This window comes from Streptomyces humicola (assembly GCF_024436035.1).
GTDB lineage: Bacteria > Actinomycetota > Actinomycetes > Streptomycetales > Streptomycetaceae > Streptantibioticus_B > Streptantibioticus_B humicola.
In genome coordinates this window covers 14,538-27,555 of the sequence record NZ_JANFNG010000006.1, presented here as the reverse complement: position 1 = coordinate 27,555, position 13,018 = coordinate 14,538, and the positions used below count along the sequence as shown (strand labels likewise).

Annotated in this window: 12 protein-coding genes; 5 read left to right on the top strand and 7 right to left on the bottom strand. The window is 69.0% G+C overall.

The window, feature by feature from the left end; genetic code table 11:
• Positions 1 to 402: 402 nt before the first annotated feature.
• Positions 403 to 2,919: an ATP-dependent Clp protease ATP-binding subunit gene (locus tag NGB36_RS10405; protein WP_255919899.1), complete on the top strand. Its 2,517-nt coding sequence runs from the start codon at positions 403 to 405 to the stop codon at positions 2,917 to 2,919.
• Positions 2,920 to 3,131: 212 nt separating this feature from the next.
• Complete coding sequence (locus tag NGB36_RS10400; RefSeq protein ID WP_255919898.1) at positions 3,132 to 3,779, top strand: acetate uptake transporter; 648 nt, start codon at positions 3,132 to 3,134, stop codon at positions 3,777 to 3,779.
• Positions 3,780 to 3,877: 98 nt separating this feature from the next.
• Here the strand turns inward: NGB36_RS10400 and NGB36_RS10395 are convergent, their stop codons facing one another.
• Positions 3,878 to 4,531: a PhzF family phenazine biosynthesis protein gene (locus NGB36_RS10395; RefSeq protein ID WP_255919897.1), complete on the bottom strand. Its 654-nt coding sequence runs from the start codon at positions 4,529 to 4,531 to the stop codon at positions 3,878 to 3,880.
• 172 nt (positions 4,532 to 4,703) lie between these two features.
• Between NGB36_RS10395 and NGB36_RS10390 the strand changes: the two genes are divergently transcribed.
• Positions 4,704 to 6,890, top strand: a complete 2,187-nt coding sequence (locus NGB36_RS10390) for an alpha-galactosidase (RefSeq protein WP_255919896.1) — start codon at positions 4,704 to 4,706, stop codon at positions 6,888 to 6,890.
• Here the strand turns inward: NGB36_RS10390 and NGB36_RS10385 are convergent.
• Positions 6,779 to 7,381 carry a Rossmann-fold NAD(P)-binding domain-containing protein gene (locus NGB36_RS10385; RefSeq protein WP_255919895.1) on the bottom strand — a complete coding sequence of 201 codons (603 nt, stop codon included), beginning with the start codon at positions 7,379 to 7,381 and terminating at the stop codon, positions 6,779 to 6,781. The genes NGB36_RS10390 and NGB36_RS10385 overlap by 112 nt on opposite strands.
• A 45-nt stretch (positions 7,382 to 7,426) precedes the next feature.
• On the opposite strand from NGB36_RS10385, the gene NGB36_RS10380 reads away from it, so the two are divergent.
• Positions 7,427 to 7,777: a VOC family protein gene (locus tag NGB36_RS10380; protein ID WP_255919894.1), complete on the top strand. Its 351-nt coding sequence runs from the start codon at positions 7,427 to 7,429 to the stop codon at positions 7,775 to 7,777.
• A gap of 32 nt (positions 7,778 to 7,809) precedes the next feature.
• On the opposite strand, the gene NGB36_RS10375 is transcribed toward NGB36_RS10380, so the two are convergent.
• The 5 genes from NGB36_RS10375 to NGB36_RS10355 form a co-directional block, all read right to left on the bottom strand.
• Positions 7,810 to 9,093, bottom strand: coding sequence for a sensor histidine kinase (locus NGB36_RS10375; RefSeq protein ID WP_372509410.1), 1,284 nt, complete (start codon positions 9,091 to 9,093; stop codon positions 7,810 to 7,812).
• Positions 9,094 to 9,098: 5 nt separating this feature from the next.
• Entirely contained in the window at positions 9,099 to 9,821 is a 723-nt protein-coding gene (gene cseB, locus NGB36_RS10370) for a two-component system response regulator CseB (protein WP_255919893.1), read from the bottom strand.
• Entirely contained in the window at positions 9,814 to 10,395 is a 582-nt protein-coding gene (locus tag NGB36_RS10365; RefSeq protein WP_255919892.1) for an LppP/LprE family lipoprotein, read from the bottom strand. Before NGB36_RS10365 ends, cseB begins: the two co-directional genes overlap by 8 nt.
• Complete coding sequence (locus NGB36_RS10360) at positions 10,383 to 10,940, bottom strand: SigE family RNA polymerase sigma factor (protein WP_372509413.1); 558 nt, start codon at positions 10,938 to 10,940, stop codon at positions 10,383 to 10,385. Before NGB36_RS10360 ends, NGB36_RS10365 begins: the two co-directional genes overlap by 13 nt.
• 228 nt (positions 10,941 to 11,168) lie before the next feature.
• The gene (locus NGB36_RS10355; protein WP_255919891.1) at positions 11,169 to 12,074 is read right to left on the bottom strand and encodes an iron-sulfur binding domain-containing protein; all 906 of its coding nucleotides are present in this window, start codon (positions 12,072 to 12,074) and stop codon (positions 11,169 to 11,171) included.
• A 146-nt stretch (positions 12,075 to 12,220) separates the two neighbouring features.
• Between NGB36_RS10355 and NGB36_RS10350 the strand changes: the two genes are divergently transcribed.
• Entirely contained in the window at positions 12,221 to 13,018 is a 798-nt protein-coding gene (locus NGB36_RS10350; RefSeq protein WP_255919890.1) for a hypothetical protein, read from the top strand.

Below are 13,018 nucleotides of genomic sequence, written 5' to 3'. Positions count from 1 at the left end.
TTTCGGTCAGCGCCCTCGGTGTCGCACTGTGTGATCGGCTGGGTTGATCGTACGGATAAATGGGGGGCGCGAGGTTGTTCGCTGGTAGCAGACATCGGGGGTGCGCGCCGCATGGATTGTCTGTGCGAACGGGTAAGAAAGACGTAGTGGGAGGGACGAGCAAGAGGTGCCCGCCAGTCAGGCGTTCGCCACGGGCGTACTGGGAATAGGTGGATCCGCCTGGCCTGCGGGAACATCGTCTCGCACCATCGGGTTGGAGCTGTTGTCGGCTGTGAGCGGCGGTAGAGCCCTCATAGGTGTCGACGGTTGAAGTGAGCTGTCCCGCCCGCCGGGACTAGCATGCGGAAGGACAGGGAGGGGACCGGCCCCGATCTGCCTGACCGCTCTGAGGAGCGATTAACGATGTTCGAGAGGTTCACCGACCGCGCGCGGCGGGTTGTCGTCCTGGCTCAGGAAGAAGCCCGGATGCTCAACCACAACTACATCGGTACCGAGCACATCCTCCTGGGCCTGATCCACGAGGGTGAGGGTGTCGCTGCGAAGGCCCTGGAGAGCCTCGGGATTTCGCTCGAGGCGGTCCGCCAGCAGGTGGAGGAGATCATCGGCCAGGGGCAGCAGGCCCCTTCCGGCCACATTCCCTTCACTCCCCGTGCCAAGAAGGTCCTGGAGCTCTCGCTCCGTGAGGCCCTTCAGCTCGGTCACAACTACATCGGCACCGAGCACATCCTGCTCGGCCTGATTCGCGAGGGCGAGGGCGTCGCCGCCCAGGTCCTGGTGAAGCTGGGCGCCGATCTGAACCGGGTGCGGCAGCAGGTCATCCAGCTGCTCTCCGGTTACCAGGGCGGGAAGGAGTCGGCCACCGCGGGCGGCCCGGCCGAGGGCACGCCCTCGACCTCGCTCGTCCTCGACCAGTTCGGCCGCAACCTCACCCAGGCCGCTCGTGAGTCCAAGCTCGACCCGGTCATCGGGCGCGAGAAGGAGATCGAGCGGGTCATGCAGGTGCTGTCCCGCCGTACCAAGAACAACCCCGTCCTCATCGGCGAGCCGGGCGTCGGCAAGACCGCCGTCGTCGAGGGCCTGGCCCAGGCCATCGTCAAGGGCGAGGTTCCCGAGACGCTCAAGGACAAGCAGCTCTACACCCTGGACCTGGGTGCGCTGGTCGCCGGGTCCCGCTACCGCGGTGACTTCGAAGAGCGCTTGAAGAAGGTGCTCAAGGAGATCCGCACCCGCGGCGACATCATCCTGTTCATCGACGAGCTCCACACCCTGGTGGGTGCGGGCGCCGCCGAGGGTGCGATCGACGCCGCCAGCATCCTCAAGCCGATGCTGGCCCGCGGCGAGCTGCAGACCATCGGCGCGACGACGCTCGACGAGTACCGCAAGCACCTGGAGAAGGACGCGGCCCTGGAGCGCCGCTTCCAGCCCATCCAGGTCGCCGAGCCGTCGCTGCCGCACACCATCGAGATCCTCAAGGGTCTGCGCGACCGGTACGAGGCGCACCACCGTGTGTCCATCACCGACGCGGCCCTGGTCGCCGCGGCCACCCTGGCCGACCGCTACATCTCCGACCGCTTCCTGCCGGACAAGGCGATCGATCTGATCGACGAGGCCGGCTCCCGGATGCGTATCCGCCGCATGACCGCACCGCCGGACCTGCGGGAATTCGACGAGAAGATCGCCGATGTGCGCCGGGAGAAGGAGTCGGCCATCGACTCCCAGGACTTCGAGAAGGCAGCCTCGCTCCGCGACAAGGAGAAGCAGCTGCTGTCGGCGAAGACCAAGCGGGAGAAGGAGTGGAAGGCCGGCGACATGGATGTCGTCGCCGAGGTCGACGAGGAGCTGATCGCCGAGGTCCTGGCCACGGCCACCGGCATCCCGGTCTTCAAGCTCACCGAGGAGGAGTCCTCGCGCCTGCTGCGCATGGAGGACGAGCTCCACAAGCGCGTCATTGGCCAGAAGGACGCCATCAAGGCGCTCTCGCAGGCCATTCGCCGTACGCGTGCGGGCCTGAAGGACCCCAAGCGCCCCGGCGGCTCGTTCATCTTCGCCGGCCCGTCCGGTGTCGGTAAGACCGAGCTGAGCAAGACGCTCGCCGAATTCCTCTTCGGCGATGAGGACGCGCTGATCCAGCTCGACATGTCGGAGTTCAGCGAGAAGCACACCGTTTCCCGCCTCTTCGGCTCCCCTCCGGGCTACGTCGGCTACGAGGAAGGCGGCCAGCTCACCGAGAAGGTGCGCCGCAAGCCGTTCTCTGTCGTCCTCTTCGACGAGGTGGAAAAGGCTCACCCCGACATCTTCAACTCGCTGTTGCAGATCCTGGAGGACGGTCGCCTGACCGACTCCCAGGGCCGGGTCGTGGACTTTAAGAACACGGTCATCATCATGACCACCAACCTCGGCACCCGGGACATCTCCAAGGGCTTCAACCTCGGCTTCGCGGCCGCGGGCGACGTCAAGACCGGGTACGAGCGGATGAAGGCCAAGGTCGGTGAGGAGCTCAAGCAGCACTTCCGGCCCGAGTTCCTCAACCGTGTGGACGACATCGTGGTCTTCCACCAGCTCAGCGAGGACGACATCATCCAGATCGTCGACCTGATGCTGGCCAAGGTGGATGAGCGGCTCAAGGACCGGGACATGGGCATCGAGCTCAGCTCCGACGCCAAGAAGCTGCTCGCCAAGAAGGGCTACGACCCGATCCTGGGTGCCCGGCCGCTGCGCCGGACGATCCAGCGGGAGATCGAGGACGCGCTCTCGGAGAAGATCCTCTTCAGCGAGCTGCGCCCCGGTCACATCGTGGTCGTCGACACGCAGGGCGAAGGCGAGGAGAAGACCTTCACCTTCCGCGGCGAGGAGAAGGTCACTGTCGCCGATGCGCCTCCGGTGGAGGCCGCCGGCCCGAATCTGAGCAAGGACGCGTAAGCGCGCAATCGCTCATCAAGGGGTCGGCCCCGGAACCGCCGAAACGGTTCCGGGGCCGGCCTCTTGCTTTTCGTGAATTACGCATTACGGGACAGAGTATAAGTAATCGCCGCATATCGCGTAATCGAGAATTCAATAAACGGAGAGGGTCCGACTTGGCCGGTTCGTCCTAGCATGGAGGGCGGACAGGACGTCCCGGAAAGGATCCAGTCGTGGCAATTTCCGAACCCGCAACGCCTGAACCCGTCACCTCATCCCCCTCGTCCGCCTCATCCCTCTCCCAGCCCGCCTCTCCGTCCGTCGCCGATCCCGGAGCGCTCGGACTCGGTGCGTTCGCCATGACGACGTTCGTGCTGAGCTGCTTCAACGCCGGCCTGATCAGCCTCTCCGTCCAGGGCGTCGTGCTGGGGCTCGCGCTCTTCTACGGCGGAGCCACGCAGTTCCTCGCCGGCATGTGGGAGTTCCGGCGCGGCAACACCTTCGCCGCCACCGCGTTCGCCTCGTTCGGGGCCTTCTGGCTCTCGTTCTGGTTCTACATCAGCCGGATCGCGCCGCACCTGGACGCTGCCCACGCCTACCAGGCCACCGGGGTCTACCTGCTGGCGTGGACCGTCTTCACGGCCTACATGACGGTCGGCGCGGCACGCGTCAACGGCTCCGTGTTCGCCGTCTTCTTTGCCCTCACCCTCACCTTCCTCTTCCTGACCATCGGTGCGTTCGCGCAGTCGACCGGCTGGAACAAGGTCGGCGGATGGGTGGGCCTCGTCACCGCCGTGCTCGCCTGGTACGCCTCCTTCGCCGTCGTCACCAACGCAACGTGGAAGAAGACCGTGCTCCCGACCTGGCCGCTCGGGTCCTGACGCGCGGTGCGAGCGGAGTGCCGCGCCGCCCGCCGTACCGTCCGGCGCGGCACTCCACCCGGGCGCCCTAGGCATCGTCCTGCGTGGCCATAGTCCTGCTAGGCCATCGTCCTGTGCAGCCGCACCCGGCCGCCCACTTCGATCAACCCGTCCGGCATCGGCGCCGTGAGGATCTGCGAGCCGAGCCCTTGTGCGATGTTGAGCGCTCGTGCGAGGCGTGCGGTGAGCAGGAGCGCCGCCGCGCCCGTCGCCTCGTCCTCGTCGATGCCGTCGTCGCGGCCGGGGAAGGCGCGGGCCCGCACGCGGCCGCCCGCTTCGTCCTGCCAGGCCCACGCGTAGATCCACTCCCCGGGTGGCGGCACGGGCAGCGCGTCGACCTCCTCCACCGTGCCGTACTGCCGCAGTGTGCGCGGCGGCGCCCACTCGGGGCGCGCCTCGATCCAGGTGAACTCGCCGTCCAGCCGGGTGCCGACCACCCCTGCGGGCGTAACCAGTTCGGGCACGTCGAGCAGCCACGCCGTCCCGACGCATGGGTGTCCTGCGAAGGGCAGCCGTGACGTCGGCGTATAGATGTCGATGGCGCCGCGTTCGGGATCGTCGACGAAGACCGTCTCGCTGAAGCCCAGCGTCCCGGCGAGGGCCTGACGTTCGGCCCGGCCGGGGATGCGGGCTCCGTCGCGTACGACTCCGAGCTCGTTGCCATGGGTGCCGTCGGGGCCGCAGAAGACACACAGCACGTCGTAACCGGTCACCTGCGCAAGTCAACCAGAACTCTTGACAGGGGTCGCGGGCGGCGCTGTGATGACGCGGGCCGTGCGAATCCGTGCGGTTCTGTTGGGTGTTGAGGCCAACCGGCGGCCTCTTGGAGGTGCGTTACACGTGCCATCTCTCACGTCGTTCAGACCGTCATTCAGACCCGGACCGTTGAGGGCGATCGGCCGCTGTCTGCTCACGCTCGTGCTGCCCGTCGCTGCCGTCGTACCGCTGTCGCTCGGTACGGCGGCAGTCGCGCATGCGGAGGCGAACGGCGTCGCCGCGACGCCGCCGATGGGCTGGAGCAGTTGGAGCTACCTGCGCAGCGATCCGACCGAGGCGAAGATCGAGGCCGAGGCCAAGGCCATGCAGACCAGCGGACTGGTCGCACACGGCTACACCTACGTCAACCTCGACGACTTCTGGTATCTCAACCCGTCGACGACCGTGGACGGTTACGGCCGCTGGGTGCCCGACTCCACCAAGTTCCCGGACGGCATGGCCGCCGTCTCCTCGTACGTCCACGGCCTCGGCGAGAAGTTCGGCATGTACCTCACGCCCGGCATCCCCGTTGCCGCGTACCAGCAGAACAGCCCGATCGAGGGCACCAGTTACCACGCCCAGGACATCGTCTCCGACACCACGGACTACGAGACGAACTACAACTACGGCAGCGGGTCGATGTATTACATCGACTACAACAAGAACCCCGCCGCGGCTCAGGCCTACCTCAACTCCTGGGCCGACGAGCTGGCGTCGTGGGGCGTCGACTACCTGAAGATCGACGGCGTCGGGGACGGTGACATCCCCGACATCGAGCACTGGTCGCAGGCGCTGCAGCAGACGGGTCGGCCGATCTACCTCGGGCTCTCCAACAATCTCGACCCCAAGAACGGCTCGCTGTGGAAGCAGTACGCCAACGGCTGGCGGATCTCCGGGGACATCGAGTGCTACTGCGGTACGAACGGCTCCTCCTATCCGCTCACCGACTGGTCGAACGTCGCCTCCCGCTTCTCCATCGTGCCCAAGTGGATCGCGTACGCAGGGCCGGGAGGCTGGAACGATCTCGACTCCCTGGAGGTCGGCAACGGCAGCAACGACGGCCTGACCACGGACGAACGCCGGACCCAGCTCACCTTCTGGGCCATCGAGGGCGCCCCGCTGCTGCTCGGCACCGATCTGACCAACCTCGACTCGGGTGATCTGTCGCTCCTCACCAACAGCAACGTCATCGCGGTGGACCAGGCGGGCAACCCGGCGCGGCCGGTCGACCAGCTGTCGCAGCAGCAGGTCTGGTACGCCGCGAACGCGGACGGAAGCTACACCGTGGGCCTGTTCAACCTCGGCTCCTCCTCCGCCACCGTGACCGCCCACTTCCCCGACCTCGGCTTCAGCGGATCAGCCGACGTCCAGGACGTGTGGAGCAACAGCGACCTCGGCACGTCGTCGGGCGGGTTCAGCGCGACGCTGAACCCGCACGCCTCACGGCTGCTGCGGATCACCCCGGGCACCGGTGACGGCTTCACGACGATGCACTACAACGTCGTCAACGTCTCGTCGGGTCAGTATCTCGACGTCAGCGGCGCCTCGGCCGCGGACGGCGCCGGCATCGTCCAGCAGCCGGCCGACGGCGCGGCCGACCAGCAGTGGCAGCTCGCGCCGGCCGGGAACGGCTCCTACCGGGTCGCCAACGTGGGCAGCGGCAAACTGGTCAATATCCCCGGGCCCACGACGGCATCGGGTACCCAGCTGATCCAGTACCACGACGACCATGGCTCCAACTCCCAGTGGCAGATCGCCCCCACGGGCAGCGGCACCTACACCATCACCTCGCGCTACGACGGCCAGAACATCGGCACCAGCGGGTCGTCGGTGGTGCAGGAGCCGTCGTCGGCTGCCACCACCCAGCAGTGGAAGCTCGTCCCGGTCCCCGCCGCGGGCACCCAGTACAAGCTCGTCAACGGCGCGACGGACGGCCGGATGGACGTCAACGGCGACTCGACGGCTGACGGCGCCGACATCCTGCAGTGGCAGGACAACGGTCAGTCCGACCAGCTGTGGACGTTCGACCTGCAGAGCGACGGAAGCTACACCATCGTCAACGCCCACAGCGGCAAGCTGCTCAACATACCGGGACCGACGACGGCGGAGGGGACGCAGCTGATCCAGTACCACGACGACGGCGGCAGCAACTCCCGCTGGACGCTGGTGGACGCAGGGCCCAACCTCGTCCAGTTCAAGAGCGTCTACGACGGCGACCTCGTCGACCTCGACAACAGCTCGCTGTCCAACGGCGCCGCCGTGCTGCAGTGGCCGTCGGACTCAGGCTCCAACCAGACCTGGACCCTCGTCCAGTGACGGTAGGAGGCGGGAAAAGCGATGTCGCCGGCCTTGTCGAACGGCGCGGAGAGCAACCGGCGCATCGGCCAGCGGTTCATCGAGCGCATCGACAGGGCACGCAGGCGGATGGTGAGCGTGCTCGTAGGGGCGTATCCCGCCACGCCGCCGGGCGGCAGTTGCTGGCCACGGCTGACGTAGGGGCGCATCAGCCGCTCGTTGCGCGGGAAGGCGATGCGGTGGTCGCCGTCGGCGGCGACGAGTTCACCGGCGAGCATGTAGGCGCCGACCAGCGCCAGGCTGGTGCCGAGACCGGTGAGCGGCGTCGGGCAGTACCCGGCGTCGCCCACCAGCACCGCGCGGCCGCGCGACCAGGCGGGCAGCTTCACCTGTCCCATGGAGTCGAAGAAGAAGTCGGAGGCGCTGCGCATCGCCGCCAGCAGACGCGGCACCTCCCATCCGGCGCCGGCGAAACGGTGTGCGATCACGCCCTCTTCGACTTCGGCCTGCAACGCCTCCTCGACGGCATCGGCATGCTCTTGGAGTAGTGTCCATACGTGATCAACGGCGTACACATGGTGATCTACACCCGCGACGCGGAGGCCGACCGGGCGTTCTTCAGGGATGTGCTCGGCTACCCGCAGGTCGACGCCGGGCACGGATGGCTCATCTTCAAGGCCCCGCCGGCCGAGCTCGCCATGCACCCGGCCGAGGGGGCGCCGTCGCACGAGGTCATGCTGATGTGCGACGACGTCGAGGCGACCGTGGCCGAGCTCAGAAAGCAGGACGTCGAATTCACCCGGCCCATTCGCGACGAGCGCTGGGGACGCGTCACGAGCTTCCGTCTGCCCGGCGGGAGCGAACTCTCCCTGTACGAGCCGCTTCACCCGCGCGCCCACGACCTGTAGCCGGGCCACGAGCAGGACGCCATGCGCCCGGACTATGCGCCAGGGCGTGAATCCGCCTCCGGGACGACTTCGGGCAGCCGCAGCTCCGCGATGGCGCCGCTCGCACCCTCCTCGCCGTCGGCGCCCTGCACGTTCCTGAAGGAGAGCTCCGCGCCCAGCACCCGCGCCTGGCCCGTGGCGATCGTCAGGCCCAGGCCGTGGCCCTGGCCCGCGCGGTCGCTGCTGCCGGTGCGGAAGCGGCTCGGGCCCTCGCGCAGCAGGTCGGGCGGGAAACCCGGGCCGTGGTCGCGCACCCGCAGCACCGGCCCGTCGACGACCACCTCGACGGGCGGTTTGCCGTACCGTCCGGCGTTCGCCAGCAGGTTGCCGAGGATCCGCTCCAGGCGGCGCGGGTCGGTGTGCACCCACGCATCGCGTACCACCTGGACCGTCGCGTCCGGTGCCAGCCCGCCCACCCTGCGGCGGACGAACTCCGGCAGCGCCATCTCCTGCAGGTCGGCGCGCTCCTCGGCGCCGTCGAGGCGGGCCACTTCCAGCACGTCCTCGACGAGCGTGCGCAGCGCCTGCGCCCTGTCGCGTACGAGCTCGGACGGCCGGCCCGGCGGCAGCAGTTCGGCGGCGGTGACCAGGCCCGTCACGGGGGTGCGCAGTTCGTGGGCGATGTCGGCGGTGACCCGTCGCTCGGCTTCCAGGCGTTCCTGGAGGGCGTCGGCCATCGCGTCCACCGCACGCGCCAGTTCGTCGGTCTCGTCGTGCACGCGGCGCCCGATCGCATCGCGCACCCGCACCCGGGTGTCGCCGTCGGCGACCTCGCGGGCGGCGACCGCGGCCTTGCGGAGCCTGCGGGAGAGCTGGCCGCCGATGAGCACGCCGAGCGCCGAGCCGGCGAGCACCACGGCCACCGAGCCGGCGATCAGCACCCCGTCGAGGTCGTCGAGGACGGCTGCGCGGTCGCTGAAGCGGCTGTTGATCGACAGGATCGTGTTGTCGGGGAGCGGTGTCTCGGCCCAGATGATCGGCTCGCCCGACGTCTCCTGGATGTAGGTGGCGCGCAGGCCCTTGCGCGCGGCCTCCTTCAGGCCGGCCGGCAGCTTGGGGTCGTTGAGCCGAGCGGTGATCGTCAGCCGGTGGGTGGACTCGTAGATCTTCGCCGCGAGCTGCACGCGGGTGTCCTGGACGTCGCGCGCGCTGTTGAGCATGGACAGCTCGGCCGCGTTGTGCACGACGATCGAGAGCGCAAGCGCGACCAGCGCGGAAACCGCGGCGATCGCCGCCGTGAGTTTCCAGCGCAGCCCGGGACGGCGCAGCAGCGTCACGTCCGTCAGGCCTTCAGCTTGTAGCCGAAGCCACGGACGGTCTCTATGCGGTCCTGGCCGATCTTGGTGCGCAGCCGCTGGACGTGGACGTCGACGACGCGCGTGTCACCGCCCCAGTCGTAGTCCCAGACGCTGGTCAGCAAGCGGTCACGGGTGAGCACCGAGCCAGGGGCGGCGGAGAATTCGAGCAGCAGCCGCATCTCGGTCGGGGTGAGCGAGACCACCTCGCCCGCCCGGCGCACCTCCATGCCGTCGGTGTCGATCTCCAGGTCGCCGAAGCGCAGGGAGCCGTCGGACTGCGGTGACGCCTGGGCCGCGGCCGAGCCGGACCCGGCGCCTGCGGCGCCCCCGGAGGCGTGGTCGAAGCGGCGCAGCACGGCGCGGATGCGGGCGACGAGCACGGCGGCGTCGAAGGGCTTGGTGACGTAGTCGTCGGCGCCCGCCTCCAGGCCGAGGACGACGTCGATCGAGTCGGCGCGCGCCGACAGCATGATCACGGGAACGGTCGACTCGTCGCGAATACGGCGGCACAGGCTCACGCCGTCCAGGCCCGGCACCATGACATCGAGAAGTGCGATGTCGGGCTGCCGGGCCCGGAAGGAGTCGAGGCCCGTGATCCCGTCCGGGACCGCGGTCACCTCGAAGCCGTCACGTTCGAGGGCGAGCGTCGTCGCCTCGCGGATGACGTCGTCGTCCTCGACGAAGAGGACATGCGTCGTCTCAGCCATTCGCCTTTGTTCCGTAGTCGCTGTGGGTGCGCGACGTCTCCGTGAAACGAGTGCCGTCCCAGTGGTACGTGATCACGTCCTCACCGGAAGGGCAGCACACAGGGTCGTCGGCCGCGTACACCTGCCGCGTCAGCTGCAGGTCACCGTTGTTCATGTCGATATAGACCGGTGGCTGCTCGTCACCGAATACATCGACGTACTGGCCATTCTCCATACGGTAGACGTAACTGCCGAGACCGACCCCGTCTGCGCAGGTCGACACATTTATCACCACATCGGGTGCTGTGTCCCGTGTCACATTCCCATATGAGGTGTCGACGGGGTATTCGTGGCCGTCGCACGGCTTGAGATCCGATTTGATCTCGCTGCCGACCTTCGGGTCGTGAGTGAGCAACTGGATCGGGTCCACCTTGACCGCCGGCTCCTGGCTGGGGCTCGCCGGCGGGCTCGCCACGGATGTGGACGCGGGCCCCTCGACACGAACGCCGCCGCCCTCCGCGCACCCGGTGAGCATCACCAGCGGTACGAGAGCGGCGGCGGCGAGTGCGTAGTTCGCGGGGCCTATGCGGCGCACGTCCCCTCCCTTGCGGATGCCGTCTCACGGCGGCGCTGCGCCTGCGCCGGCACGAAGGCGTTCTGCTCGAGCTCCTCGCGCATCCGGGCGAGCGCGCGGTGCAGGGTGCTCTTGACGGTACCCGTCGACATGCCCAGCACGCGGGCGGTCTCCTCCGTGCTCATCTGCTCCCAGTGCCGCAACACGACGACCTGGCGCTGCTTGGGCGCGAGCACGGCGAGCACACTGAGGAGCATGGCCCGGTCGGCGCGCTGCTCGGCGCCGTCGTCGATGCTGGAGTCGGGGAGGGTGTCGGTGGGGACCTCTTCCAGCTTGCGCGCACGCCACCACTCCGTACGGGTGTTGATCATGACGCGGCGCATGTAGGCGTCGGCGAGTCCCTTGTCGGCTATCCGGTCCCACCGCGGGAACGTGCGGCACAGCGCGGTCTGGACCAGGTCCTGGGCGTCGACCGGGTCCGGCACGAGACGGCGGGCGCTGCGGAGCAGGGAGTCCTGCCGGGTCCGCACGTACTCCTCGAAGTCCAGCGTCCTGCTGTCGTCCATCGCCGTGCTTGCCGCCATGGCCATGGCCTGAGCCTCCAGATCCGTCCTGAGTACCGTCGGCTGGTCGGGCCGACGAGGAAGGACGCTATGGGCGTGCTGTTGCGGTAACCCCGCCCGCAACCCCACAACCGGCTCACAGCGATCCGTCGATTCTGTAACAACCGGAACCGGCGGGCCGCAAAGACACTCATCAGCCGACTCTGCCGCGGTGCCGGCGGCACTGCCGGGCTACGGCAGCGGCGCGCGCTGCGGCAGGCGGTAGACCCCGTCGGCGACGGGTTCGACGAGTCCGTCTGCGACGAGGCCGTCGAGCGCGCGGGCCCGCTGCACGGGCTCGTCCCAGACCCGGTCCAGCACCTCGCGGGGGACGGGCGCGGTCGCCTCGCGCAGCACCGCGAGCAGCTTGCCGCGCACCTGGCGGTCGGTGCCCGCGTACGACTGGCCGCGGCGCGGCGGGCCGTCGTGCTCAGGGAAGCCCGCGAGCCGCCAGGCGCAGCGCTCCGCGATCGGGCAGCGTCCGCAGCCGGGGGTGCGGGCCGTGCACACCAGCGCGCCGAGCTCCATCGTCGCGGCGGCCCAGCGGGCGGCGAGCGCCTCGTCGTCGGGGAGCACGCGCTGGGCGAGGCGGCGCTCGGCCGCGGTCGTGGCGTTGGGCGGGTACTGGACGCCGGTAAGGGCGCGGGCGAGGACACGGCGGACGTTGGTGTCGAGGACGGCATGCCGCTGCCCGTACGCGAACGAGGCGACCGCGGCTGCCGTGTACTCGCCGACTCCTGGCAGCGCCAGCAACGCCGCGTGATCGCAAGGGACTTCACCGCCGTGGCGATCGGCGATCGCGGCCGCCGCGGCGTGCAGCCGCAGGGCGCGCCGCGGGTAGCCGAGCCGACCCCAGGCGCGGACCGCCTCGCCGGGTGGCTCGGCGGCGAGGTCGGCGGGGCGCGGCCAACGGGCCATCCACTGCTCGTAGACCGGCAGCACCCGGCTGACCGGGGTCTGCTGCAGCATGAACTCGCTGACCATCACGCCCCACGCGCCCGCCTCGGGGCGGCGCCACGGCAGATCGCGGGCGTGCGCTGCGAACCAGGCCGTGAGCGAGCTGTGCAGGGCTGTCGTGACGCAGTGGTCGGTCTTCATGGCGTTTTCGATCCTGTCACACGCTGCGCTGCGTCGCTCACAGCGCTGCGCGGAAACGACGGAAACGTATGAAGACCTGCAAAGAGTTGAGCCGTATGCGGCGGGTGGTGCATGGGTAAACCCCTGCTCTCCCATAGAGTTTGCGCGTGGGCAATGTGCGCAACCCGGTGGGCCCCCTGCCTTCCTCGATCTACTGGCGGCGGCGGGCGGTTGTGCTGTGCCTGTTCGCGCTTCTCGTGGCGCTCGTCGTGTGGGCCGTGACCTCCGCCGGTTCCGGGGGAGGCACGCAGAACGAGGGTGCGCCCAAGAACGGCCGGTCGCCGCTTCCGTCGATCACACCGGGGCCATCGGCGAGCCAGACGGGGATCACCTCGGTGCCGGGCGGACGCGGCACGTCGGGCGGTTCGGGCAGTTCCGGGGGCTCTGGCGGCTCGGGGGGTTCTGGCGGCAGCTCCGGTACGCCGGGCGGCAGCGGGGACGGAGGCGCGGGCGGTTCGGGGATCTCCAACCCCCCGCCGCTCCCGGTTTCCTCGAACCTGCCCGACTGCTCCTCTCCGCAGGCGCAGTTGACGGTGCGCAGCGCGCAGAAGTCCTACGACCCGGGCCAGCAGCCGAAGTTCGTCCTGACCGCGGTCAACTCCGGCTCCAATGCGTGCAAGGTGAACTTCGGGGCGACGGCGGCGGTCGTCACCGTCGTCGACTCCTCCGGCAACCACGTGTGGTCCACGGGCGACTGCCCCACCGACCGCAACGCGTACCTGCTCGAGGTCCCGGCGCACGGTTCCGCCTCGTACACGCTGCAGTGGGACATGAGCAAGAGCAGCCCGCAGTGCGCCTCGCCATCAGGGAGCGGTGCGGGGGCGGGCACGTACAAGGTGAAGGTGTCGGAGAGCGGAATCGGTTCCGACCAGGGCACGTTCGCGCTCAACCAGTACGGGAGCTGA

What these genes read in the sequence shown, in the direction of transcription:
- NGB36_RS10355 (WP_255919891.1), bottom strand. Translation starts at nt 12,074, where the DNA reads ATGAAGACCGACCACTGCGTCACGACAGCCCTGCACAGCTCGCTCACG.
- NGB36_RS10360 (WP_372509413.1), bottom strand. Translation starts at nt 10,940, where the DNA reads ATGGACGACAGCAGGACGCTGGACTTCGAGGAGTACGTGCGGACCCGG.
- NGB36_RS10405 (WP_255919899.1), top strand. Translation starts at nt 403, where the DNA reads ATGTTCGAGAGGTTCACCGACCGCGCGCGGCGGGTTGTCGTCCTGGCT.
- cseB (WP_255919893.1), bottom strand. Translation starts at nt 9,821, where the DNA reads ATGGCTGAGACGACGCATGTCCTCTTCGTCGAGGACGACGACGTCATC.